Source organism: Mesorhizobium sp. WSM4833 (genome assembly GCF_055811095.1).
Genome location: NZ_JBVVQG010000022.1, coordinates 1 through 24690, shown reverse-complemented (window position 1 = coordinate 24690; position 24690 = coordinate 1). Strand labels below are relative to the sequence as shown.

General features: G+C 62.1%; 26 protein-coding genes. 8 read left to right on the top strand and 18 right to left on the bottom strand.

Translation table 11 applies throughout. The annotated features are described in order from the left end of the window. The first annotated feature begins 59 nt into the window (after positions 1–59). Positions 60–962 (top strand): DMT family transporter, encoded by a 903-nt coding sequence (locus tag AC0L2D_RS29395; protein ID WP_473543721.1) that lies wholly within the window; start codon positions 60–62, stop codon positions 960–962. On the opposite strand, the gene AC0L2D_RS29390 is transcribed toward AC0L2D_RS29395, so the two are convergent. The 3 genes from AC0L2D_RS29390 to AC0L2D_RS29380 all read right to left on the bottom strand — a co-directional run bounded on the left by AC0L2D_RS29390 (position 963) and on the right by AC0L2D_RS29380 (position 3554). Next, the gene (locus AC0L2D_RS29390) at positions 963–1775 is read right to left on the bottom strand and encodes a helix-turn-helix domain-containing protein (protein WP_063171745.1); all 813 of its coding nucleotides are present in this window, start codon (positions 1773–1775) and stop codon (positions 963–965) included. Positions 1776–1829: 54 nt separating this feature from the next. Next, positions 1830–2711, bottom strand: a complete 882-nt coding sequence (locus tag AC0L2D_RS29385) for a uracil-DNA glycosylase (RefSeq protein WP_024505277.1) — start codon at positions 2709–2711, stop codon at positions 1830–1832. Positions 2712–2909: 198 nt separating this feature from the next. Continuing rightward, positions 2910–3554 (bottom strand): hypothetical protein, encoded by a 645-nt coding sequence (locus AC0L2D_RS29380; protein WP_013532621.1) that lies wholly within the window; start codon positions 3552–3554, stop codon positions 2910–2912. 10 nt (positions 3555–3564) lie between these two features. On the opposite strand from AC0L2D_RS29380, the gene AC0L2D_RS29375 reads away from it, so the two are divergent. From AC0L2D_RS29375 to AC0L2D_RS29365, 3 genes are all read left to right on the top strand, one after another. Further along, positions 3565–3711, top strand: coding sequence for a hypothetical protein (locus AC0L2D_RS29375; protein ID WP_156949323.1), 147 nt, complete (start codon positions 3565–3567; stop codon positions 3709–3711). 63 nt (positions 3712–3774) lie between these two features. Continuing rightward, positions 3775–5454 carry an electron transfer flavoprotein-ubiquinone oxidoreductase gene (locus AC0L2D_RS29370; RefSeq protein WP_473543672.1) on the top strand — a complete coding sequence of 560 codons (1680 nt, stop codon included), beginning with the start codon at positions 3775–3777 and terminating at the stop codon, positions 5452–5454. A gap of 129 nt (positions 5455–5583) precedes the next feature. Then, entirely contained in the window at positions 5584–6183 is a 600-nt protein-coding gene (locus AC0L2D_RS29365; RefSeq protein ID WP_024505275.1) for a DUF922 domain-containing Zn-dependent protease, read from the top strand. Positions 6184–6187: 4 nt separating this feature from the next. Here the strand turns inward: AC0L2D_RS29365 and AC0L2D_RS29360 are convergent, their stop codons facing one another. The 5 genes from AC0L2D_RS29360 to AC0L2D_RS29340 all read right to left on the bottom strand — a co-directional run bounded on the left by AC0L2D_RS29360 (position 6188) and on the right by AC0L2D_RS29340 (position 9843). Next, entirely contained in the window at positions 6188–7234 is a 1047-nt protein-coding gene (locus tag AC0L2D_RS29360) for an endonuclease/exonuclease/phosphatase family protein (protein ID WP_063171749.1), read from the bottom strand. Positions 7235–7305: 71 nt separating this feature from the next. Further along, positions 7306–8769, bottom strand: a complete 1464-nt coding sequence (locus AC0L2D_RS29355; protein ID WP_473543669.1) for an AMP nucleosidase — start codon at positions 8767–8769, stop codon at positions 7306–7308. Positions 8770–8885: 116 nt separating this feature from the next. Beyond that, complete coding sequence (locus AC0L2D_RS29350) at positions 8886–9080, bottom strand: hypothetical protein (protein ID WP_024505272.1); 195 nt, start codon at positions 9078–9080, stop codon at positions 8886–8888. Between the two features lie 39 nt (positions 9081–9119). Then, complete coding sequence (locus AC0L2D_RS29345; RefSeq protein ID WP_473543667.1) at positions 9120–9278, bottom strand: hypothetical protein; 159 nt, start codon at positions 9276–9278, stop codon at positions 9120–9122. A gap of 223 nt (positions 9279–9501) precedes the next feature. Next, positions 9502–9843, bottom strand: a complete 342-nt coding sequence (locus AC0L2D_RS29340; RefSeq protein WP_013532615.1) for a DUF2147 domain-containing protein — start codon at positions 9841–9843, stop codon at positions 9502–9504. 449 nt (positions 9844–10292) lie between these two features. Between AC0L2D_RS29340 and AC0L2D_RS29335 the strand changes: the two genes are divergently transcribed. Together AC0L2D_RS29335 and AC0L2D_RS29330 are read left to right on the top strand one after the other, a co-directional pair. Continuing rightward, positions 10293–10559 carry an SEL1-like repeat protein gene (locus AC0L2D_RS29335; protein ID WP_013532614.1) on the top strand — a complete coding sequence of 89 codons (267 nt, stop codon included), beginning with the start codon at positions 10293–10295 and terminating at the stop codon, positions 10557–10559. Positions 10560–10951: 392 nt separating this feature from the next. After that, positions 10952–12073, top strand: coding sequence for an ABC transporter substrate-binding protein (locus AC0L2D_RS29330; protein WP_013532613.1), 1122 nt, complete (start codon positions 10952–10954; stop codon positions 12071–12073). Between the two features lie 77 nt (positions 12074–12150). On the opposite strand, the gene AC0L2D_RS29325 is transcribed toward AC0L2D_RS29330, so the two are convergent. The 8 genes from AC0L2D_RS29325 to AC0L2D_RS29290 all read right to left on the bottom strand — a co-directional run bounded on the left by AC0L2D_RS29325 (position 12151) and on the right by AC0L2D_RS29290 (position 19509). Further along, complete coding sequence (locus AC0L2D_RS29325) at positions 12151–14133, bottom strand: acetyl/propionyl/methylcrotonyl-CoA carboxylase subunit alpha (protein WP_473543664.1); 1983 nt, start codon at positions 14131–14133, stop codon at positions 12151–12153. 163 nt (positions 14134–14296) lie between these two features. Continuing rightward, positions 14297–14671, bottom strand: a complete 375-nt coding sequence (locus tag AC0L2D_RS29320) for a hypothetical protein (protein ID WP_164770151.1) — start codon at positions 14669–14671, stop codon at positions 14297–14299. Between the two features lie 39 nt (positions 14672–14710). Beyond that, entirely contained in the window at positions 14711–15082 is a 372-nt protein-coding gene (locus tag AC0L2D_RS29315; RefSeq protein ID WP_473543662.1) for a hypothetical protein, read from the bottom strand. A gap of 39 nt (positions 15083–15121) precedes the next feature. Further along, positions 15122–15592 (bottom strand): hypothetical protein, encoded by a 471-nt coding sequence (locus tag AC0L2D_RS29310; RefSeq protein ID WP_473543660.1) that lies wholly within the window; start codon positions 15590–15592, stop codon positions 15122–15124. 93 nt (positions 15593–15685) lie between these two features. Further along, positions 15686–17293 (bottom strand): carboxyl transferase domain-containing protein, encoded by a 1608-nt coding sequence (locus AC0L2D_RS29305; protein WP_224674142.1) that lies wholly within the window; start codon positions 17291–17293, stop codon positions 15686–15688. Between the two features lie 2 nt (positions 17294–17295). Beyond that, positions 17296–18459 (bottom strand): isovaleryl-CoA dehydrogenase, encoded by a 1164-nt coding sequence (locus AC0L2D_RS29300; protein ID WP_473543658.1) that lies wholly within the window; start codon positions 18457–18459, stop codon positions 17296–17298. Between the two features lie 64 nt (positions 18460–18523). Next, positions 18524–19174, bottom strand: a complete 651-nt coding sequence (locus AC0L2D_RS29295) for a TetR/AcrR family transcriptional regulator (RefSeq protein WP_224674144.1) — start codon at positions 19172–19174, stop codon at positions 18524–18526. 71 nt (positions 19175–19245) lie between these two features. After that, positions 19246–19509 (bottom strand): acylphosphatase, encoded by a 264-nt coding sequence (locus tag AC0L2D_RS29290; RefSeq protein WP_473543719.1) that lies wholly within the window; start codon positions 19507–19509, stop codon positions 19246–19248. A gap of 171 nt (positions 19510–19680) precedes the next feature. On the opposite strand from AC0L2D_RS29290, the gene AC0L2D_RS29285 reads away from it, so the two are divergent. Next, complete coding sequence (locus AC0L2D_RS29285; protein WP_013532604.1) at positions 19681–20673, top strand: bifunctional helix-turn-helix transcriptional regulator/GNAT family N-acetyltransferase; 993 nt, start codon at positions 19681–19683, stop codon at positions 20671–20673. A gap of 35 nt (positions 20674–20708) precedes the next feature. Here the strand turns inward: AC0L2D_RS29285 and AC0L2D_RS29280 are convergent, their stop codons facing one another. Continuing rightward, the gene (locus tag AC0L2D_RS29280; protein ID WP_473543655.1) at positions 20709–21821 is read right to left on the bottom strand and encodes a pyridoxal phosphate-dependent aminotransferase; all 1113 of its coding nucleotides are present in this window, start codon (positions 21819–21821) and stop codon (positions 20709–20711) included. Between the two features lie 117 nt (positions 21822–21938). On the opposite strand from AC0L2D_RS29280, the gene AC0L2D_RS29275 reads away from it, so the two are divergent. Beyond that, positions 21939–23606 carry a tetratricopeptide repeat-containing sulfotransferase family protein gene (locus AC0L2D_RS29275; RefSeq protein ID WP_063171757.1) on the top strand — a complete coding sequence of 556 codons (1668 nt, stop codon included), beginning with the start codon at positions 21939–21941 and terminating at the stop codon, positions 23604–23606. Positions 23607–23983: 377 nt separating this feature from the next. Here the strand turns inward: AC0L2D_RS29275 and AC0L2D_RS29270 are convergent. Beyond that, the coding region (locus AC0L2D_RS29270) for a porin (protein WP_473543653.1) at positions 23984–24690 on the bottom strand (707 nt) is incomplete at its 5' end.

Below are 24690 nucleotides of genomic sequence, written 5' to 3'. Positions count from 1 at the left end.
GCAGCCCCTCGGCCACAGCCAGCGATGATGCCGGCGGGCACGACACGCTTACCGGCATCATGCTCAAGATCGTGTCGGTGGCGGTCTTCGTCGGCATGCAGACCTGCATCAAAGCCGCAGGCACCGTTCCGGCCGGCCAGATTGTCTTCTTCCGCTCTTTCTTCGCCATCTTCCCGATCATCGCCTTCCTGGCCTTCAGGAAAGAACTCGGCACTGCCTTCACCACCAAGCGTCCGTTCAACCACATCGCCCGCGGCCTGGTCGGCGTCTGCGCCATGGGGCTCGGCTTTTTCGCGTTGACCCGGCTGCCGCTGCCCGAAGCGATCACGCTGAACTACGCGCAGCCGCTGCTGGTGGTGGTGTTCAGCTCCATCTTCCTCGGCGAGGCCATCCGTGTGTATCGCTGGAGTGCGGTCGCGGTCGGCCTGGTCGGCGTGCTGATCATCTCCTGGCCGGAACTGACGCTGCTGAGTTCCGACGAGGCGCTCGACGACCAGGGAGTGCTTGGCGTCATGGCCGCTCTTGTCGCGGCAGCGATCTCGGCCGTCGCCATGCTCTTGGTGCGCAATCTCGTGCAAAGCGAGCGCACGGCGACCATCGTGCTGTGGTTTTCGGTGACGGCGAGCGGCATGTCGCTGCTGTCGCTGCCATTCGGCTGGCAGGCGCTGACGCCGCTCCAGGCGGCCCTTCTTGTTGCCGCCGGCTTCTGCGGCGGCCTTGGCCAGATCCTGATGACGGCGGCCTATCGCCATGCCGAAGCCTCGGTCGTGGCGCCGTTCGAATACACCTCGATGATCCTAGGCCTCGTCGTCGGCTATCTCGTCTTCGGCGACGTCGCCACGCTCCATATGCTTGTCGGCGGCCTGATCGTCGTCGCCGCCGGCATCTTCATCATCTGGCGCGAACGCCAGCTCGGCCTGGAGCGCACCCGCACGCGCAAGGCATCTTTGCCTGAAGGGTGATTACGACAGCTCGGCTCGCTCCTTCGCCAACCGAACCAGCACCGTCCTCGTCTGTTCATCGGCGGGGAAAAACGATTCGATCGCCAGTTCCGAAAGCGTCACGTCGAGCGGCGTGCCGAACACCGTGATGGTGCTGATAAACGACAGCACCTGATCGCCATGCGCCAGCCTGAGCGGGTGCACGATGGCGTTCGGCTCGACCGGCGACGGCCGGTTGCTCCTCAGGCCGGACGGATAAGTCCTCAGTTCACGCTCGAGTTCGATCAGCACCGCGTCGCCGCTCGCGTCATTCTGGTGTTTCAGGCGCTCGAGCAGATGCGTGCGCCATTCCTGAAGATTGACGATGCGTGGCGCGATGCCGCCGGGATGCAGGCTGAGGCGAAGCACGTTGACCGGCGGCGTCAGCAGCGAAGCCTCGCTGACATCGGCAAGGAAGGGAGCGATGGCGGCGTTGGCCGAAACCAGGTTCCAGTGGCGGTCGACAGCGAGTGCCGGGAACGGCTCGTGGCCTTTGAGCACGATTTCGACCGCCGCCATCGCCGGTGCCATTGTCGTGTCGGTCAGCGAGCGTTCGCCGAAACTGGGAGCAAAGCCGGCGGCGAGCAGCAACTGGTTGCGTTGCCTCAGCGGGATCGACAATTGCTCGGCCAGATGCAGCACCATGTCGCGCGAGGGCGCGGCGCGGCCGCTTTCGACGAAGCTCAGATGCCGCTGCGAGATTTCGGCCTCCATGGCGAGGTCGAGCTGCGACATGCGCCGGCGCGTGCGCCATTCGCGAATGAGGCTGCCGGCGGAGGTTTGGGCTGTTGTCATGAGTGGATGGCTAGGCTGGTGAGGACGGCATTTCAATTACCTGCAAGGTTATCGCTAGGTGAGCGCTCGCAGCTTTGCCTTCACTTCGAGGAAATCCCGCCACGCCAGCTTCTTATGCGACGGGGTTCGCAGGAGATAGGCCGGATGCAGCGTCGGCATGGCCGGGATGGCGATGCCGGATGCCGTCGTGTGAACGCGCCAATTGCCGCGCAGCCGCAATATGCCTTCCGAGGTGTTGAGCAAGGTCTTGGCCGACGGGCCGCCAAGGTTGATCAGCACCTTGGGATTGACCAGCTCGATCTGCCGTTCGATGAACGGCCGGCAGATCTCGGTTTCGTGCGGCGTCGGCGTGCGATTGCCCGGCGGCCGCCAGGGAATGACATTGGCGATATAGGCTGAAGTGCGGTCGAGCCCGATCGCGGCCAGCATGCGGTCGAGCAGCCGGCCCGAGCGGCCGACGAAGGGCAGGCCCTCGATGTCCTCGTCGCGGCCGGGCGCCTCGCCGACCAGCATGACGGCGGCTTCCGGGTTGCCGTCGGCAAACACCAGGTTCTTGGCGGTGGCCTTGAGATTGCAGCCCTCGAACGCCGCCATATGCTGGCGAAGCTCGTCCAGCGTCGTTGCTGTGGTCGCCAATTGGCGGGCAAGTGCCGCCTGCGCTTCGTCGGGAACCGCAGTCGTCGCAGACGGCGACCGCGCAACGGGTGGTGCATTTGCTCTGTCCCCGGCTTCGCCGCGGGACACGGTCGTCGAGCGCAGCGGTGCGGCGGTGCCACCCGAAGGCGCTGCGATCGGCGCGCGCTCCATCGGCTTTGGCGCAACCTCGGCGAACCGGTTCACCGGCTGCTCTTCGAGCGCCTCGTCGACGCCCACGCTGGCGTAAAACGCCAGCAGGTCGGCGATATCAGGTCTGTTGGTTGGGGAAGCGGCAGTCATCGATTCACATTCGTCCGCGTGGCGGCAATTTGCAAGGCTGGCAGCTTGGGTTCCTTCGGAGCCTCTCGCCGGCGCGTTGGCTGACGGAGCATCAAACGAAAAACCCGCCTGTGCGGCGGGTCACTGGCGCAACTCAGCACCATAGGCAAAAATGTACCATAGCTGAGCTCACCGAGTCAAGAAAAAATTCCTATCGTGTCAGCCCGTTGGTATGCGCGGATCCTGCACCAGGTAGAAGGTCCATCTGGGCGTGTAGTCGGTCATCAGGAATTCGAAGCTGGCGGTTTTCAGCGGGTCGACCTTGCCATTCCTGAACAGCAGCCGGTCATAGGGTTCGAAATCGCGATCGAAATCGGCGAAATTGCTCGACCGGATATTGTCCGGCGTCTTGTTGCGCTGGTCGAAGGAAAGCCCGTCGCCGAACACGCTTGGCTGGTTCAGGATCTCCTGCAATTCGAACTGGAATTCGACCCAGGCCTGGCCGCTGTTGTTGAGCACCTCGATGCGCATATACATCATGCCGTTGGCGAATTCGCCGGCCTTGCCGAAGGCCTGGATCGGCTTTGTCGTGCGGATCGTCAGCGTCACCGGCGTTGACGAAGTCAGCTCTTCGGTGATGACGAACGGATCGTCCTTTGTGCCGATGCCCGAGGCGCCGGTGATGTGGAAGCCGCCAAGCTCGTCGGAGAAGGAGTAGGCGCCCGCCGCCCAGACCTTCACTTCGTCGGCGGCAGCGTGATGCGGCGCCAGCATCAGAAGGGCCAAAAGGAGCGCCCGGCGGATCCGGCCGGGCGGGAAAAGAAAGCGCGTCGATGAAAAGCCGGCTGGCCCAGGAAAGCGCATGGCGTGAAGTATGGCCGATAAGCAAGCCGTCGAACAATTAAAAACGCGCGCCTCGCAGGCAATGGCGGGCGAAAAGCAGTCTTCCAGCCTCGCAATGCGCGACTTTTTGGCCAAAACGGCATTGTCACGTATGCGCCGGTTTCCTGTCGTCAATTGATGCGCTATGCAGCGCGGGAGCCAGCAAGATACCCGAATGGGATAAGCCAGTGCGGAGGGGTTGATGAGCGACATCGAACGCGAAAGCATGGAATTCGACGTGGTTATCGTCGGTGCCGGGCCGGCGGGCCTCGCCGCCGCCATCCGCCTCAAGCAGGTCAATCCCGAGCTTTCGGTCGTCGTCCTGGAGAAGGGCGGTGAGGTCGGCGCCCATATTCTCTCCGGCGCCGTCGTCGATCCGATCGGCATCGACCGGCTCTTGCCGGGCTGGCGCGACGAGGACGGCCATCCCTTCAAGACGCCGGTCACCGCGGACCATTTCCTGGTCCTTGGTCCTGCCGGCTCGTTCCGTCTGCCCAACATTTTCATGCCGCCGCTGATGAACAATCACGGCAACTACATCGTTTCGCTGGGCAATGTCTGCCGCTGGCTGGCGAGCAAGGCCGAAGCGCTCGGCGTCGAGATCTATCCGGGCTTTGCCGCTGCCGGCCTGCTCTACAATGAGCAAGGCGCCGTCACCGGTGTCGTTACCGGCGACATGGGCGTCGAGAAGGACGGAACGCACGGCCCGGGTTTCGCACCCGGCATGGCGCTGATGGGCAAATATGTGCTGATCGGGGAGGGCGCTCGCGGCTCGCTCGCCAAGCAGCTGATCGCCAGATACAAGCTTTCCGATGGCCGCGAACCGGGCAAATACGGCATCGGCCTTAAGGAACTCTGGCAGGTCAAGCCGGAGAACCACCGGCCGGGGCTGGTCCAGCATTCCTTCGGCTGGCCGCTTGACTTGAAGACCGGCGGCGGCTCGTTCCTCTACCATCTCGAGGACAACCAGGTGGCGGTCGGCTTCGTCCTCCACCTCAATTACAAGAATCCCTGGCTGTCGCCGTTCGAGGAATTCCAGCGCTTCAAGACCCATCCGGCGATCGCGGCTACGTTCGAAGGCGGCAAGCGGCTGGGCTATGGCGCGCGCGCCATCACCGAGGGCGGCTGGCAGTCGGTGCCGAAATTGTCCTTCCCCGGCGGTGCGCTGATGGGCTGTGCCGCGGGCTTCGTCAACGTGCCGCGCATCAAGGGTTCGCACAATGCCGTGCTGTCCGGCATGCTGGCGGCCGAGCATGTCGCCGAGGCGATCGGCGCCGGGCGCGCCAACGACGAACTCGCGTCCTACGAGGAAGCCTGGCGCGCGACCGACATCGGCAAGGATCTGAAGAAGGTGCGCAACGTCAAGCCGCTGTGGTCGCGCTTCGGCACCATCGTCGGTGTCGGCCTTGGCGGCCTCGACATGTGGCTGAACGCGCTGTTCGGTGTCTCGCCCTTCGGCACGCTGAAGCATGGCAAGGCCGACTACGCAACGCTCGAGCCTGCCGCCCGGCACAAGAAGATCGCCTATCCGAAGCCCGATGGCGTGCTGACCTTCGACAGGCTGTCCTCGGTGTTCCTGTCCAACACCAATCACGAGGAAAACGAGCCGGTCCACCTGCTTGTCGGCGACATGGAGCTGCAGAAGCGTTCCGAGCACGATGTCTTTGCGGGCCCCTCGACGCGCTATTGTCCGGCCGGGGTTTACGAGTGGGTCGACAAAGACGGCAACGCCGCCGCCGATCCCACGGCCAAGGATGTGCGCTTCGTCATCAACGCGCAGAACTGCGTCCACTGCAAGACATGCGACATCAAGGACCCGAACCAGAACATCAACTGGGTGCCGCCGCAAGGCGGAGAAGGCCCGGTCTATCAAGGCATGTAGGCCCGCGCCGGCCGCGGCGTGCAAAGGTCCCGACGATGGCTCGGGGTCTCCCGTGGCATGTGGAACATTAGAACTGTTGAAACTGCCGCGCGCTTATGGTTCCATTCCTTGACGATAAGGAGATGGCCAATGCGCCTGGCGGTTCTGGCATGCCTTGTGGCGATCGGTGCGCTGTTCGGTTTGGCTTCGGCGGCCCCGGCCGGCACCAGGGTGGTGGTCAAGACGCGGACCTACGACATCACCGGGAACACGGGGCTGGCACTAGTCCAGGCTATGGACCGCAAGGGGCCGAAGCACGGCTTCATGACGCATGCCATCGCGCTGACCGGCTACGCTGTGGATTGGGACCTCGACACCAGCCAGGACAATGGCGTCTGCCGCTTGCGGCGTGCCAACGGCACGCTCAATCTCTTCTACACGTTTCCGCGTGTCGCCTCGGCCACCACCCCGACGCTCCGGAAGCGCTGGACGCGGTTCTTCGCCGGCGTCCGCGCCCATGAGGAAACCCATGGCCGCATCGCCAGGGAGATGATGCGGGCCACGGAAAGATCCATCTCCGGCCTCAGGATTGCCGACGACCGGTCCTGCTACAAGACACGTCGCGAGGCACAGCGACGCATCAAGGCCACCAATGCCGCATATGAGGCCAAGCAGCTCGCTTTCGATGCGCGCGAGCATCGCGACGGCGGCCATGTCCAGCATCTCGTCATCGCTTTGGTCAGGCCCTGATCCTTCAGCCTGGCGTCTTGCCCGTCTGGACAATGGCCGCGGTCGCGGTTTCATGTTCATCGAGCGGCTTTTGCTGGTTCAGCCTGAGAGAGAACTCCACCATGACCGGAAGGTGATCCGAGCCGGTGTCTTCCAGCCGTGTCGCCGAATGGATCGTCACGCCGCCCTTGCTGAAAACCTGGTCGATCGGCAGGCCGGCGAAGCGCCGCAGGAAATCCGGCAGCCTGATGTGGATCCAGGTCGGGCCGGCGGAAGGCATGACGGTCAGCCCGCCAAGCGCCGCGACCCGCCGCACTGCGGCACTCCACGGGGCGGCATTGCAGTCGCCCGCCATGATGGCCGTCTCGCCGAGCGCGGAAAGCGGCTCCGTCAACTCGCCGATCTGCCAGTACTGCTCGCGTGGCCAGGGCCAGCTGAGATGGATCGCGGCGACATCGACGTCGATGCCGCCGAAGTCGACGGTCGCTGTCGCCATGGCACCACGCCTTTCGCAACGCGCCTCGGTGCCGGCGGCAAAGGGCCGCCGCGAGAGCAGCGCGACGCCGAATATCTTGTTAGGGTAAGGACAGAGGATCCGGTATGGATATGCGCTGCTGATATAGCCAAGCTCGGTCGCCCACATCGCCGACACCTCGTCGAGGGTGATCACGTCGGGATTGGTCCGGCCGATCAGCGACAGCACCTTCTTCGGCGTTGGATTGTCGTAGCGCAGGTTCATCTGCAGCAGCTTGTAGATCGCGCGGTCTTCGTTCTTGGCTTCATAGGCGGCCTGAACCGGCCACAGGCGGGAGAAGGACAGCGAGCCGGAAGTGGTGGCGAAGGCCGCCACGGCAAAAAGCAGTGCCACGGCCGCTTGCAGTCGAAATGTCGTGGCCAGCAGCGGCAGTGCGCAAAGCGCCATCAGCACGGCAAGATGGACGCGGAAATGCGAGAAGGAATCGAAGGCGGGATGCAGCGTTCCGAAAAACCCGGCCACCAGCGCGATCGAACAGGCCAGCATTGCCAGGAATGCAACCGAAATCAGCAATGTCCCGAAGCCCGCTTTCTCCATGCCGCCTGCTTATCGGCAGAAATGCGGCTCAATCAAGATGGCGAAACGCCCATGCGATGCGTGGAACCGGCCTACTGGAACGCCGTTTCCGAAAAACTTCTGAGCTTGCGCGAATGCAGCCGTTCCATCGGCATTTCCGCGAGCTTCTCCATAGCCCTGATGCCGATGGTCAGGTGCTGCGCCACCTGGCGCTTGTAGAATTCGGTCGCCATGCCGGGCAGCTTCAACTCGCCATGCAGCGGTTTGTCCGAAACGCACAGCAGCGTGCCGTAGGGAACACGGAAGCGGAAGCCATTGGCGGCGATGGTCGCCGATTCCATGTCGAGTGCGATGGCGCGAGATTGCGACAGACGCTGTACCGGCCCACGCTGGTCGCGCAGTTCCCAGTTGCGATTGTCGATGGTGGCAACGGTGCCGGTGCGCATGATGCGCTTCAGGTCGTAGCCCGAAAGGCCGGTGACTTCGGCGACGGCTTCCTGCAACGCCACCTGGATCTCGGCCAGCGGCGGGATCGGCACCCAGACCGGAAGATCGTCGTCCAGCACGTGGTCCTCGCGCACATAGGCATGCGCCAGCACATAGTCGCCAAGCGCCTGCGTATTGCGCAGGCCGGCGCAGTGACCGAGCATCACCCAGGCATGCGGCCTCAGCACCGCAATATGGTCAGTGATGGTCTTGGCGTTGGAAGGCCCGACGCCGATATTGACCATGGTGATGCCGCCATGTCCCGATTTCTTCAGGTGATAGGCCGGCATCTGCGGCAAGCGCGGCGGTGCAACGCCTTCGCTGGGCGCGCTCTGCCCGCGCTTGGTGATGACATTTCCCGGCTCGACGAACTCCGTGTATCCGCCGCCGCCATTGGCCATCAGGTCGCGGGCGCGGGCGACGAATTCGTCGATGTAGAACTGATAGTTGGTGAACAGCACGAAGTTCTGGAAATGCTGCGGCGTGGTTGCCGTATAGTGCGACAGCCGGTGCAGCGAATAGTCGATGCGCTGCGCCGTGAAGGGCGCCAGAGGCCTTGGCTCGCCGAAGGCGACTTCGAAGGTGCCGTTGGCGATCTGGTCGTCGGTGCCATCGAGATCGGGCACGTCGAACAGGTCGCGGATCGGCCGCTTGATACGCTCTGCCGTCGCGCCGTCGACATGGGTGCCTTCAAGGAAGGCGAAATGCAGCGGGATGGGTGTGGTCGATTCCGACACCGTGACCGCAACCCCATGATTGCGCATGATCAGGCGCAACTGCTCGACGAGGTAGTTTTCGAACAGGCCCGGCTGGGTGATGGTGGTGGAAAAATGCCCAGGCGTCGGCATATGCCCATAGGCCTGGCGCGAGTCGATCTGGGTGAACGAGTTGGTGGTGACGCCGATCTCCGGATAGAAGGCCCGGTAGCGCTTGCCATTATCACCGCCTGCTGCCGCCAGCTCTGCGAAGGAGTCGCGCAGGAACCTGGTGTTGCGATCGTAAAGCGCCTGCAGTGCCTTGACGGCCTTCTCGGCGCTATCAAAGCTTTGCCGGCCAAAAGGCTCCGGCATGACGACAGATTCGATGGCTTGTGGGTAGATTCGCTTTTCCATGGCTCAATATAGAGACTTGGATCGGCACTTGGGAGGGGTGTCGCGACCGAAGGCGGTCAAAGCGCCGTTTTTCTTCAACCGCGCTGCAGGCTGACCAGAAGCACAAAGCCGACGCCGGACTTCTTCAGGGCCGGTGCGTCGATCGTCGAGCCGGCGTCAGCGCGCATCATCGGCACGGCCAGAACCGGAGCGGCCAGAACCGTCAGGATAAGCGCCGCCCGCGGCAGAAGCCGAAGGGTCTTGAGAGCGTTGGCGGCGATGCGGTTCATGGCGTTCAGCTTTTCTTTTCGAGGTCTTGGTTTCTTTGTTCAGTTGCGAAGATGGGTGGGGCAGGCGAGGCGGCAGGTTCTGGAACTGGCTTCGTCCCAGGCGCGGGTCGGACGGCCCGCTTCAGCGACGAGGATGGCGAAGAACATTCCAAACAGGCTCACCAGCAGGCAGACGATGGTGAAGCGGCGAGCAAGCATTGGGTCGGTCTCCTTCAACACGCCGGAGAATGCCCTGATGCAACTGAACCGGCTCTGATGGCGGCGTTCATCTGCGGTTCAAGATGATTGACGGGGTTTCGACGGCGCCGGCGTCGGTTGGATAGCCCCCGGCCTCCATCGAGCATCACCGGCGCAGGATGTGTCGACAAAACGAAAACGGGGCCCGTCGGGGCCCCGTCATCAGGTCGGAAGATGCGCTCGATCAGAGCTTGTGCCAGGTCTGGCTCTTGCAGATCAGCCCGCCGAGCACGCAGCCGCTCATCTTGAGAGAGGTGCCCGACAATGTCGCCTTGCCCGAATAGGTCTTGTCGTTTGCCGGATCGGTGATGTTGCCGGCATATTTGTTGTCGCCCGTCGCCTTGAGCGAGCCGATGGTCTTGCCGGCATATTTGCCGGACTTGAGCGTGATGGAAAACGAGCCGCCGCCAGCGATGGCTGCGGTGTCGCCGGCCTGCGTCTTCCAATTGCCCTCGATCGGATCGGCCCAGGCCGCACCGGCCATGATCAATGTGGCCGCAAGGGCCAGGCTCACTCTTCGAAACATGTCTTCCTCCCTTTAGATGTCCGGCCGGATGCTCCGCCTCGCCGGTCTGCCGCTTACGCAAACGTAAGCTAATCCAGCTCCCGGCAAAACAAAAGCGGTGCCGCAACGGAAGACTTTCGGATTTTGAAGGGCCCCGAATGCGCCTCCTGGCCAAGGAAATGAAACGATCGGCGTATCGCCTTTGTCTCCTGTGGTTAGCGAAGTCTTGAATTGGCATCGGGAAATTTTCGTCAAATTTGACGCAAGCAGGCTGAATTGCTGGCTTTGTATCCTTAACGAATTTCCGCGTTTACCTCTTGTTTTAGCTTTGTTTTCCTCAAATTAAGCACGCCATTTAACGACGGATTCAAGCCTGCACGGCATTCTCGAAAGCATCGGAAGAGCAGCCGCCAAGGACGAAAGAAGGCAGCTCTCGGGAGCCTGACAGGGGCCGGAAACAGGGGATTGAAATGGCACGTTTTGAAATGCTTGAAGCAGGTTTCGGCGCCATGGGGGCAACTGCCCAGGCCGACATCCTTTTCGAACTGGGCATGATGTATGCGACCGGCCGCGATTGCGAGACCGATGTCGTTGCCGCCCACAAATGGTTCAACATCGCCGCCATCAAGGGCTCGGCCCGCGCCGCGGAACTGCGCTCGGAACTGTCGGCGGCCATGTCGAAGGTCGAGATCGCCACGGCGCTTCGCGAAGCCCGCGAATGGATGACCATGCACTGAAATCTGCCAATCGCAGACAGGCCTATCGAAGACAGGGAAGCTCCGGGATCAAGGCCGCACAGACGGCCGGACCCGGCGAAATTGAAGGCCGCGCAAGACGGTCACGAGGGCAAGAGAAAGAACGCGGCAGGCCGCAAGGCCCAGTCGTGCGCGACACAGGGAAGCTGAGCGGGATTTTTAGGGGCGGGGCGCCTGGAGATTGCTCGACGGGCAAAAAAGCCACGACCAGCCGGAACAAGGCTGGCGTGGCTTTTTGCGTGGATGACGTCTTGCAGGCCCAATCGAGCGGCGCCAATGCGCCTAGACAGGCCGAATGAAGGATGAAATTGTCCCGCCTCTCTGGAAGAAGCGTGGCCGGGGCGGCCGCGCGTGAGTGGAGGAGTTCTACCATCATGAAAAAATTGAGTATTTTGAACGCGGCCATATTCGGCCTGATGATGAGCACGCCGGTCGCATTCGCCGACGATATCACCTTTGCGGTGATCGGCCCGATGACCGGACAGCTCGCCACCATCGGCGATCAGTTCAAGCAGGGCGCACAGGCCGCTGCCGATGCGATCAACGCCGCTGGCGGCGTCAACGGGTCGATGATCAAGCTTGATATCGAAGACGACCAGTGCGATCCCAAGCAGGCGGTGTCGGTTGCCAACCGCGTCGTCGCCGATGGCGTCAAGTTCATCGACGGCCATGCCTGCTCGGGTTCGAGCATTCCGGCCTCGGCCGTCTATGCCGAAGCCGGCGCGCTGATGATGAGCCCGGCTTCTTCCAACCCGGTGCTGACCGACGCGGCCGCCAAGGCCGGCTGGCCGACGATCATGCGGCTTTATACGCGCGACGATGCGCAGGGCGCCTTCATCGGCCCATGGATCGCCAAGAAGTTCGCCGGCAAGAATGTCGTCGTCCTGCACGACAAGAGCGCCTACGGACAGGGCGTGGCTGACGCCGTCAGGGCAACGATGAATGCCGGCGGCCTCAAGGAGGTCTATTATGACGGCATCAACGCTGGCGAGAAGGACTATTCGGCTCTCGTCACCAAGCTCAAGGACTTGAAAGCCGACGTCGTCTATTTCGGCGGCTACCATCCTGAAGCTGGCCTGATCCTGCGTCAGTCGGCGGAACAGAACCTGAAGTTCCAGCTGATCATGCCGGACTCCATCGCCTCGCCGGAATTCTGGCAGGTCGCTGGCCCGGCCGGCGAGGGCACCATGTTCGTCTTCCCGTCGGATCCGCAGGCAAAGCCGGAAGCCAAGGCAGCCGTCGAGAAAATCAAGGCCGGCGGTTTCGTGCCGGAGGGCTTCACGCTGTTCTCATACGCCACCATCCAGGCATTCGCCGAAGGCATCAAGCGTGCCGGCAGCGACGATCCGGCCAAGGTTGCCGAGGCGCTGAAGAACGGCACGCCGATCAGCACCGTCGTCGGTAATGTCACCTTCGACGAGAAGGGCGATCTCAAGAATGCCAGCTACGACATCAACCAGTGGCATGACGGAAAATATGCGCCGATCGCGCAGTAATCGCCGGCCCGGCGACTGAATAGCATAGAGAAATGGCCGGGTTCGTCCCGGCCATTTTGTTGTTTACCTTCAAACCGTCAGCTGGCTACAGCGGTCGGGATAGCTTGTTCCTCGAAGAATCGCACCAGCACTGTCCCGTCGGTCACCTGCGCGCCCTCGGTGGCAATCTCGGCGATCACGCCGTCATGCGGCGCGGCGATGGTATGTTCCATCTTCATCGCCTCCAGGATCAGCAGCGGTTGGCCCTTGATCACGGCATCGCCCTTTCCCACGCGCACCAGCTTGACAAGTCCCGGCATCGGCGCGCGCAGGCTGCCTGAACCCGCCGCTGCCTCGTCGGCCCGTGCCAGCGGGTCCGGCACCGTAAAGGTGTAGCCGACGGCGCCTTCGAACACGGTGATGTGGCCTGGCCAGCGGGCGAGGCGTGGTGTTGAGCGAAAATCATGCGAATTGGTGTCGTCATAGGGCTTGTCCAGCGTCACCTGGAACCGCCCGTCATGCCGCACCGAAACTTTCGCCACGATTTCGTCTTCGCCAAACTTCAATCGTGTGCGTCGCGCCACGCTGTGGAAATGCGCATAACCGGCAAGCGACGACCACGGATCGTTGGGTGACGGCGATGCTCCGGCGCCGGAGGCCGCAACGGCCGCGGCAGCGATGGTTTCACCGGTCGGCGGCGCGACCTCGGTCAGCGCCGTCTGGTGCCTGGCGATCAGGCTGGTGTCGACATCGCCTGCGGCGAAATCCGGATCGGCGGCGAGAGCGGCAAGAAAGGCGGTGTTGACGGTCGAGCCGGCGACCTCGGTTCGCGACAGCACTGCACCGAGAGCTTCGAGAGCCGCCTGCCTGTCCGTTGCGTGGACGACCAGCTTGGCAATCATCGGGTCGTAATAGGGCGAGATGGCGTCACCCGCTCGCACGCCAGTCTCGATGCGCATCGTGGCGCCTTGCGGGGCCGCATCCGGAAATTTCAGATGATGCAGCGTACCGGTCGCCGGCAGGAACCCTTTTGCCGCGTCCTCGGCATAGATGCGCGCCTCGAAGGCATGGCCGACGAGCGCGATCTCGCTTTGCGTCTTGGGCAGCTTTTCGCCTGACGCGACCCGCAACTGCCACTCGACCAGGTCGGTGCCGGTGACCATTTCGGTGACCGGGTGCTCGACCTGCAGACGGGTGTTCATCTCCATGAACCAGAAGCGGTCGGCCTTCAGGCCCTGCGAGGCATCGACGATGAACTCGATGGTGCCGGCGCCTGAATAATTGATCGCTTTGGCGGCCTTCACCGCCGCCTCCGTCATCGCCTTGCGCAAAGCGGGCGTCATGCCGGGCGCCGGCGATTCCTCGATCACCTTCTGGTGGCGGCGCTGCGCCGAGCAATCGCGCTCGTAGAGATGCACGACATTGCCCAAATTGTCGCCGAAGACCTGCACTTCGACATGGCGCGGCTTGTCGACATATTTTTCGACCAGCACACGGTCGTCGCCGAACGCGGCTTTCGCCTCGCGCCGTGCGCTGGACAACGCCTCGGAAAACTCATCGGGATGCTCGACCCGGCGCATGCCCTTGCCGCCGCCGCCGGCGCGCGCCTTGATCAGTACGGGATAGCCGATCTCGCGCGCCTTGGAGGCAAGCAGCACGATCTCCTGCGCCTCGCCATGATAGCCCGGCACGACCGGCACGCCGGCCTTTTCCATCAGCCGCTTGGCGGCGTCCTTCAGTCCCATGGCACGGATAGAGGCCGCGGATGGGCCGATGAAAATAAGCCCCGCCGCTGTCACCTGGTCGACGAAATCGGGATTTTCCGACAGGAAGCCGTAGCCGGGATGAATGGCTTGCGCACCCGTTGCCAGGGCCGCCGCGATGATCTTGTCGCCGCGCAGATAGCTTTCGCCGACGGGCGAGGCGCCGATATGCACCGCCTCGTCGGCCATCTCGACATGCAGGGATTTTGCGTCGGCATCCGAATAGATGGCGACGGTACGCACGCCCAGCTTCCGAGCCGTACGGATGACACGGCAAGCGATCTCGCCGCGGTTGGCGATCAGGATCTTGGCGAACATGGAGCCTCCGCATGTAAGGTTCGAAGTCCATGGGAAGCATGGCGCTTGAACACCCCCCTCTGTCCGGCAGGACAGAGGGGGGGGCTGTCCCGCGAGCCTTTTAAGCCCTCGGAGTAAACCTCTCCCTTACCAGGGAAGTGCTCTACCTTGCGGTCGGCTGTACCTACTTCGAGGCCGCGATCTCGCAACTGCCGCCGGTCGTGACTTTGTAGTGGCCGCGGGTGGACTGACAGGATTTCATCGCCAACTCTTCGGCCGTTTTTTGAGATGGTGCGTTGAGGTGGCCGCCGCAAACTATGTACGACGACATTATCCGTGCGTAGGGAGTGGTTGCGTACGCTGAATGGCCACCGGCCGCGACATAGGCCTTGTAGGCCTTGGTGCAGGGATCCTTGGGATTTCGCGGCAGGTACGGCGGGAAACGCTTGTCTCCCTCGCTTCCCGCCAATGAGCCGGCCATGCCCGCGCCGCACGCCGCGATCGTCAGCAATCCGGCCAATATCGCCATGGCTGTTCGCTTGGAATTCGTGGATTTCATTTTGTCTTCCCCAAGGAGAAAAACCGGGCGCGTTCCGGTCTATTTGGACGCGGCGATGCTGCAGGCGCCGGCGACGGTAACCTTGTATTTGCTTTTGCTGGCCTGACAGGATTTCAGTGCCAGTTCCGCCGCCGCCTTTTGTGACGATGCATTCAGCTTCACGCCGCAAACGAAGTACTCGGTCGCCGGAACGATTGGCGTCGCCGCGAAAGCCGAATGGCCTGCGGCTGCGAGATACGCTGCATAGGCCTTCCCGCAGCCCCCGGTGGTTCCTATAGGAATGGTCACCGGGTAGCGCACGTCGCCCCTGCTGCCTGCCAGCGATCCGGCCATGGCAGCGGTGGAGGCCGCCACCATCAGCAAGCCTGCCACTATGGGGGTGGCTGCTCGTTTGCAGGTCCCGGATTTCATTCTGCTTCCCCCATTCGCAAAAAAGTCTCGGCCGGTTGCTTATTTCGATGACGAGATTGCGCAGCCGCCACTCGCGGTCTTGAGCTTCCACCGTGTCAAGCCGGCCTGGCAATTGCGCAGCGCCGTCTCTTCCGCCGCCTTCTGGGACGGCGCGTTGAGCTTCGTCCCGCAGATGATGTAGAGGTCGACAACGCGCGAATAAAAGGTTGTGGCGTAGGCCGAATGGCCGCTCGCCGCGACGTAACCCTTGTAGGCAACGTTGCATTCGCCCGAACCCAAGGTCGGCGGAAAACGCACGTCTCCCTTGCGTCCTGCGAGCGATTCCGCCGAGCTGATGCCGGTCGCCGTTAATATTAGAAATGCGGAAAGTATCGAAGCAGCCGTTCCCTGGCAATATTTCAGTTTCATTTCCAGCCCGTCCCCATTGCCCCATGCTGGATAAACAGTAGCGAATATTTTGTCCCCCCGCCAGTTCACTGTTTGAGATTCGAAGCCGCCTATACTGGCCAATCGCTTGGTCCATACAGTTCAGCCTTTTCACACGGCAGCAACGGCCTGCCGGTATAGTTCCGCCGTTTGGCTGTCGAAGTTGACCGTCCATTCTCACATCCGAAACACGCCAAAGCGCGTGTCCTCGATTTCGGCGTTGAGCGCGGCCGACAGGCTGAGCGCCAGCACGTCGCGCGTCTTCGCAGGGTCGATGATGCCGTCGTCCCAGAGGCGTGCGGACGAATAGAGCGGATGGCCCTCATGCTCGTATTTCATCAGGATAGGCTTCTTGAATTTCGCCTCTTCCTCGGCGCTCCATTCTCCGCCCTTGCGCTCGATGCCTTCGCGTTTGACCATGGCAAGCACCGTTGCCGCCTGTTCGCCGCCCATCACCGAGATGCGGGCGTTCGGCCACATCCACAGGAAGCGCGGTGAATAGGCGCGGCCGCACATGCCGTAATTGCCGGCGCCGAACGAACCGCCGATGATGACAGTCACCTTCGGCACCCTGGCGGTGGCAACCGCCATCACCAGCTTGGCGCCATCCTTGGCGATGCCGCCTGCTTCATATTTTCGACCGACCATGAAGCCGGTGATGTTCTGCAGGAAGACCAATGGAATTTTGCGCTGGCAGCACAGTTCGATGAAGTGCGCGCCCTTCAGCGCGCTTTCGGAAAACAGCACGCCGTTGTTGGCGATGATGCCGACCGGCATGCCATGGAGATGGGCAAAGCCGGTGATCAGCGTGGTGCCGTAATTCTGCTTGAACTCGTCGAATTCGGAACCGTCGACGACGCGCGCGATGACCTCGCGCGCGTCATAGGGCTGGCGCAGGTCGGTCGGCACGATGCCATAAAGTTCATCCGCCGGATGAAGCGGCGGAATCGCTCTCCTAGAGTTCAGGCTTACAGTCTTGTTCCGATTCAGGTTCTTGACGATGCGCCGACAGATGGCGAGGGCATGGTCGTCGTCCAGCGCATAGTGGTCGGCAACACCGGAAAGCCTGGTGTGCACATCCGCACCGCCGAGATCCTCGGCACTGACATCCTCGCCCGTCGCCGCCTTCACCAGCGGCGGGCCGCCGAGGAAGATGGTTGCCTGGTTGCGCACCATGATCGTCTCGTCGGACATCGCCGGCACATAGGCGCCGCCCGCCGTGCACGAACCCATGACGCAGGCGATCTGCGGAATGCCTGATGCCGACATGTTGGCCTGGTTGTAGAAGATGCGGCCGAAATGCTCGCGGTCGGGAAACACCTCGTCCTGGTTGGGCAGATTGGCGCCGCCGCTGTCGACGAGGTAGATGCAGGGAAGATTGTTCTGCAGCGCGATCTCCTGCGCCCGCAAATGCTTCTTCACGGTCAGCGGATAATAGGTGCCGCCCTTCACGGTGGCGTCGTTGACGACGACCATCACCTCGGTGCCTTCGACGCGGCCGATGCCGGCGATCATGCCGGCCGAAGAGATCTCCTCGCCATACATCGACCATGCCGCGAACTGGCCGATCTCGAGGAAGGGTGAGCCGACATCCAGCAATTGCGCAAGGCGCTCGCGCGGCAGAAGCTTGCCGCGCGAGACATGGCGCTCACGCGCTTCCTCCGAACCGCCGAGCTCGACGGTGGCAGCCTTCTCCGCAATGTCGGCGACCAGCGCCCGCATGCGTTCGGCATTGGCACGGAAGGTTTCGGAGGAGGGGGAGATCTGGGTTTGCAACGTGGCCATACCTACACCCCCTCCGCCATGATCTCGCGGCCGATCAGCCAGCGGCGGATTTCGCTGGTGCCGGCGCCGATCTCGTAGAGCTTGGCGTCGCGCAACAGGCGGCCGGTTGGATAGTCGTTGATGTAGCCGTTGCCGCCAAGCAGCTGAATGGCGTCGAGCGCCATCAGCGTCGCCTTCTCGGCGGCAAACAGCACGCAGCCGGCGGCATCCTTGCGCGTCGTCTGGCCACGATCGCAGGCGGCGGCGACGGCATAGACATAGGCGCGCGCGGCATTCAGCGTCGTGTACATGTCGGCCAGCTTGCCCTGCACCAGTTGGAACTCGCCGATCGCCTGTCCGAACTGCTTGCGCTCATGCACATAGGGGATTGCCACGTCCAGGCACGCCGCCATCAGGCCGATCGGGCCGCCGGCAAGCACCGTGCGCTCATAGTCTAGGCCAGACATCAGTACTTCGACGCCGCGCCCTTCCTCATGCAGCACGTTGTCGAAGGGCACCTCGACATCCCTAAACACCAGCTCGCCGGTGTTGGAGCCGCGCATGCCGAGCTTGTCGAGCTTTTGCGCCACGGAAAATCCGGCAAAAGCCTTCTCGACGATGAAGGCGGTGATGCCGCGCGATTTCTGGTCCGGATCCGTCTTGGCATAGACCACCAGCGTCTCGGCGTCCGGCCCGTTGGTGATCCACATCTTGGTGCCGTTGAGCACGTAGCGGTCATTGCGCTTTTCGGCGCGCAGCTTCAGCGAGACGACGTCCGAGCCGGCGCCGGATTCCGACATCGCCAGCGCGCCGACTCGCTCGCCCGAGCACAGCGGCGGCAGGTATTTTTCCTTCTGCGCCTGCGTCGCCCAGCGGTTGATCTGGTTGACGCAGAGGTTGGAATGGGCACCGTAGGAGAGGCCGACCGAGGCCGAAGCGCGCGAAATCTCCTCGACGGCGATCACATGGGCGAGATATCCCATGCCGCTGCCGCCGAAATCGGGGTCGGCGGTGATGCCGAGCAGGCCGAGCGCACCGAATTCGCCCCACAGATGCACCGGGAATTCATTCGAGCGATCGATGTCGGCGGCGATCGGCGCGATCCGGTCCTGGGCAAAGCGCCGCACCATGTCGCGCAGCGCCTCGATCTCTTCGTCATGCCCGAAGCTGAGCGTGTTGGTGTACATTTTTCTCCTCCCTGCGCATGACCCCGAAAATCGACTTTGATTCGAAAAGGGATCATGCGCAAAATCAAAATGCTGCAGCGTCCTTTGCGCGTCCGAAGGGACGCGCGGCGCTGTAGGCGTCGATCTTCGCGCCGACGAGCCGCATTGTCATTGAAAGATATGTTGTGGTCACTTCAGCGATCGACAGCCGTTCGCCCGGCCGAAACCAGACGATGACGCCGGTCATCATCTGGATCAGCGCCATGGCGGTCAGCCCGGTGTCGTCGATGCTGAAGGTGCCCGTCTCGGCGCCGTCGCGCAGGATGGTGCGCAGCTCCTTCTCGTAGGCAGTGCGCATGCGCAGGATCTGCGTCAGCCTTTCCGGCGACAGGCTGCGCAATTCCATGTTCGACACATGCGTGGCGTGCCGTCGCTCGATGTGGAAAGTGATGTGGTTTTCGACATAGGCCGAAAGCCGCTGCACGGGATCCGCATTAACCGGGCGAGCTGTTTCCCACGCTTCGGTCAAACCTTCCATGTGCTCGCGCATCAGCGTGAACAGAAGCTCTTCCTTGGTCGGAAAGTAGCGGTAGAGTGCGGCCGCCTGTACGCCGACCTCGGCGGCGAGCTGTCGCATCGACATCGCCTCGTAGCCAAAACGCGCGATCAGATTGACCGCCGCCTCACGAATGGTCGCTTCGGTCTTTTCGCCATCAGACCCGGCGGTGCGTGCCATGTCAGCTCCTCTGCGGAGCAATAATAAAACGAACGTTTAATTAATTCAAGGCGCTCAATCCAAATCCGCCTTCATGCCACGATCCTGAACCCAACAGAGGCGTTGTCTGCCTCCAACTCCTCGACGTCGACCTTGGAAACCAAAGCCCCGGCCGGCCCTTTCCAGAGGCGCTCGATCATTGTCGAGACCTCCTCATCGAGGCCTGCGATCTCGGCCGTTACGGACCCGTCCGCTTCATTGCAAACCCACCCCGCAAGACCAAGGCCCGTGGCCTCATCCCGGGCCCAGGCTCTGAAGCCGACGCCTTGCACGTTGCCGTAGACCCAGCCATGAATCTCTCCAAGCCTGTCTCGTTTTGAATCTGGCGCACGGCCTGAGGAATGCAACCTGCGCGCGGACGCAATAGCTGGGCCTTCCGGCTTTAGCTGGCCTTCTGGCCTTGAATTTAATTGACTCAGTCCACTAATTTAGGAAAATGGAACTGCTTTATTAGGAGCTGGCCGCAAATGTTGGACGAACGCAACGCATTGGTGGCCGATGTCCGGCGCTTCAATCGCTTCTACACGCGCACTGTCGGCCTTCTCGACGAGACGCTGACACAAAGTGCATTCACTTTGACCGAGGCGCGCGTGCTGTTCGAACTGGGTCACCGCAGCAACCCGGCTTCCGCCGAAATCGCCGGCGAGCGAGGTTTCCTGGTTGGGGCTTTTCGGCTGGAGAATGGCCCGGCGGCCTCCGAAATATCGAGACAGTTGCGTGTCGATGCCGCCTATCTGACGCGGATCCTGCGCAAGTTCGCGGGCCAGGGGCTGACCGAGGCCAGAACGGACCCGGCTGACCGGCGCCGAAGGGTCCTCTCGCTGACCGCAAGGGGCGAGGCAGCGCTTGCCAGGCTGCAGGCGGCGGCCGATCGGGATACGGCGCGGCTGATCGAAAGCGTACCCGACGACAGGTTGCATGAACTGCGCAGCGCCTTGCGCAAGGCGGGGGAATTGCTGGGTGATCCCACCCGTGAAAGCGGCGAGGTGACGTTGCGGCCGCACCGCGTCGGCGATGTCGGCTGGGTCGTGCAGCGCCAGGCCCAACTTTATGCCGAGGAATATGGCTGGACGATCGAGTTCGAGGCCATGCTCGCCGAGATCGGCGCCGATTTCATTCGCAATTTCGTGCCCGGCCGCGATTTCTGCTGGATCGCCGAGCGCGGTGGTCAGCCGGTCGGCGCGGTGTTCCTGGTTCATCAGGATGACAAGGTGGCCAAGCTGAGAATGCTGCATGTCGAGGCGTCGGCGCGCGGCTTCGGCATCGGCAAACGACTGGTGGCGGAATGCGTGAACCAGGCCCGGGCTTGCGGCTACGCCAAGCTGGTTCTGTGGACCAACGACATCCTCGTTGCGGCGCGCGCGATCTACGAACGTGCCGGCTTCAGGCTGGTCTCGCAGGAGCACCACCGCAGCTTCGGCAAGGATCTGACCGGCCAGACCTGGGAAATGGATTTGTAGGCGGCTTTTGCTGCCGGTTGCGCGCCAGCGGTATCCTAATTGCCCCGCGCTGCCGCCAAAGCACCGGGAAGTTCCTCGGCAAAAATGTCGAGCTCGTGATCGAGGCCGACGCTGACGCGGATGCAGCGGTCGAGCCGTGGCACCATCGGCTTGCGGATGAAGACGTCGCGCGACAGCAGGGCTTGCAGAACTTTCAGCGCGAAGGCGCCGTCGCCGCAGCAATCGATGGTGACGAAATTGGTCGCCGACGCCAGTGGCTTCAGCCCGTTCGCCTCGGCAATGCCGGCGATGCGTCGGCGGCCGGCCGCGACCCGCGCCACCACGCTTTGCAGATAGTGCTGATCGGCGAGCGCCTCGACGCCGGCGATCTGCGCCATGCGGCTGACGCCGTAATGGTTGCGGATCTTCTCGAAGTCGCGGATCACCTGGGCCTCGGCGATCGCATAGCCGCAGCGTATGCCCGCCAGCCCGTACGCCTTCGAGAAGGTTCGCATGCGGATGACGTTTGGCCTGGAGATATCGATCGGCGGCAGCGCCGAGGCCGGCCCGAGTTCGCCATAGGCCTCGTCGAGCACCAGCATGGTGGTTTCCGGCAGCGCCTCGATGAAGCGGATGATCTCGCTCGCCTCCCACCAACTGCCCATCGGATTGTCGGGGTTGGAGAGATAGACCAGCGGGGCCCTGTCCCTGCGCACCGCCGCCAGCAGGCCATCCAGGCTTTCCCGGTCGTTCTCGTAAGGGACCGTCACCAGTCGTCCGCCGACACCGGCGATGTGGAAGTTGAAGGTCGGATAAGCGCCGAGCGATGTGACCACAGCATCGCCGGGTGCCACATACATGCGTGCCACCAGAGCGAGCAGGCCATCTATGCCTTCGCCGACAACGACGTTCTCAGCTTTTACGCCGTGATGCGCGGCCGCCGCCACCTTCAGATCGTGATTGTCGGGATCGCAATACATCCACATGTCGCCGGCGATCTCGGCCATGCGGGCGATGACGCGCGGCGAGGGACCAAAGCTGCTCTCATTGGCGCCGATGCGGGCGCGAAAAGCGCGGCCACGCTCGCGCTCCTGCGCTTCGGGGCCGACAAACGGCACCGTCGAGGGAAGCGCTGCGATGAGCGGCATGAGGGGAGGGCGCTGGTGCATGGTGGAAGCTCGCTTGAAAGGGCCTTCTTGCTAGCGCGCCGGATGGGTCGGTGCAAGTTGCCGCTGGGCAGATCCGTAACGCTGGATTCTTTCGGCCGCTTTTGCTAGCGAGACGTGATGAACAACCGTCTGCCGCCTGCCTGGTCCAAACACCTCAAGGTCCAAACCGGGCCGAAACCCAAATTCCCGCAGCCAAATCTGCGCAACGCAAATTCGCTTTCGCCTGCGCAGGCAGACGATGCGTTGCTGGAGCAGGCGTATCAGTTTCAGCAGGCCAAGCGGCTTAACGAGGCTCAGGACCTATGCCTTCGGGTGCTGGCGCGCACGCCTAACCATCCGCTCGCCCTGTATATTTTGGGGACCGTGTGCCTGGGCTACGACGATGAGGCGGCCTTGCGATATTTCGCACGAGCGGTCGGCGAGGAACCAAAAAACCCCTACTACCACCTTGGTTTGGCTTCGGCCTATGTGAAGGTCAGTGAATATTCACCGGCAATCGAGCATATGCAGTATGCCTTGGAGTTGCAGCCAGGTCTCATCGAAGCGCTTTGTGCATTGGGGGACGCTTATATCCAGTTTGATAAACCCGACATGGCTTTGCCGCTCTATGAGAAGGCGCTGAAGATCAACCGCGATCATCCCAAAGTGCGGATAGGACTGGCCAGCGCGCTCAGCAGCCTGGGGCGCATGGACGAGGCCGCCGCCTTTCTTAAAGAAGCAATCGAACGTCGCATCGCAATGCCGACTGCCTACAACGACCTTGTACAGACGCAAAAGTTCACCGAAGAGCCAAAGGAACTACAATCCATCGTTGGTGAACTCGGCAATCCCAAGCTTGATCTGGACGGCGTAGAGAAGCTCCATCTGGCGGCCGGCAAGGTGCTGAACGACCTCAAGCGCTATAAGGATGCATTCGGCCATTTCAACAAGGCCAAACAGGCCTCGGGCCGCTACTTCGATATCGACCAATACCGTCGGTGGGTAGATTCACTGATTGAGACCTTCACGCCTGAGATGCTGGCTGCCAGGTCGGGTTACGGAAATCCTTCGGAAGTTCCTGTGTTCGTGGTCGGCATGCCGCGCTCGGGAACGACACTCACGGAACAAATTTGCGCAAGTCATCCCGATGTCCATGGCGCAGGGGAACTAAGCAAACTCAGAAGAGTCGCGAATGCGATCGACCTCAGAAAGTCATCGGCCGGGAGGCTAAACCATGCGATGGCGTCGATCACAGAACACCTGTCCGGAACACTGGCCGAAGAGCACCTGACCTATCTGAGGGAGCGAGCGCCTGCCGCGCTTCGGATCGTGGATAAGATGCCTCATAATTTTGAGCTGATCGGTCTTATCGCCGTTCTCTTTCCCAACGCGCGAATCATTCATTGCCGTCGTGACGCCATCGACAATTGCGTCTCTTGTTTTGTCCAGAAATTCGGCGAGGGGCACAGCTACAACACCGACCTGAAGACACTCGGCCTGTACTATCGAGAATATGACCGCCTGATGCAGCATTGGAACGAGGTTTTCCCGAACCTGATCTTCGAAAATCAGTACGAGACGCTGGTCGACGATCAGGAAGCGCAGTCACGCCGCCTCATCGATTACCTTGGGCTGCCCTGGGATGACGCCTGCCTGCGCTTTTTCGACAGGGATGGTTCGGTCAACACACCCAGTCGCTGGCAGGTTCGCCAACCGATCTACAAATCGTCGGTCAAGCGCTGGAAGAATTATGAAGGCGAGATCCAGCCACTCATCGATGCTTTGGGCGACTTGGCGGACACGTAACTCAGACCAGTCCTGCGTTCCGCTCATGCGCGCACGTCTCCTCGATTTGGTTGGCACTGCTGAGAAATAGAGCTGAAGAAGCTTACGGATGCGCGTGATTCCGCACCCGATGATCCCAACACAATCGCTCGGTTGGTCAATTGATTCTGCTGGTCGACACGCTCGAAGTGCTTGGCGCGAAAACTCACGCACTGCCGGACTGCCGGAGCTGCCGGGGCTCGGCTTCGTCGGCTGGCTATTGTCGCTCGCAAACCTTCAAGAAGTGCAGGGGCTCGGTCTCGGGGCGGCTCAACTGCATTTGACGAGTCTCTCGGAACCCGGCGTAAAAAACCCGGCGGTTGCCCGCCGGGTTTTCGATTTCGACAAGTCGAAATATATTAGAACGAGCGCTGGAAGCGGAGGAGGCCGCCGATGCTGTTCTTCTTGTCGGCCGGTGTGAACGATGGGTTAACATAGTTGACATCGCCAAATCGGCCTGCATGGAGGTAGTCGACTTCGGCCGTGACCGTGAAGCCCGGCACAACGTCGTAAGCGATGTTCGCGGCAACGCCGACGTTCTTCCAATCGTCAGCAGACACCTGAGCGTTGAACGAGGTTTTTTCGTTGAACTTGTAGGTGCCACCGCCCCACACTGCCCAATTGCCACCCCACATCTTGTAGAAGCCGCGACCGTTGGCGTCGACATGATTGCTGAGGTTATCGTTGAGATTGTCGTCCGAACCGTAGCCGCCCATGATGAACAGCGAGAGTTCGTTGGAGACGTTCACATCCAGGCGAACCTTGCCGGCCACTTCTTCGTAATTGCTGTCATAGGCGACGACACCGGTGATGGCGCCCCAGCCCTGCGTGTACTTCACGCCGCCGACGACATGCGGAACATAGCTGTCGATCGTGTCATTGGCGTTACCTTCTTCCAGCGAGACCACTGCCGAGAAGCCGTTGCCGGCGTCGAAGTAGTACTGGACGACGTTGGTGTCGAAATCGCCGTAGGGAACGAGCGTGTCGTTGATGACGTTGCCGGCGTAGCCGACGAACGTATCGAAGGCCGATTCGTCCTTACCGACGCGCAGGCCGCCGAGCTGGA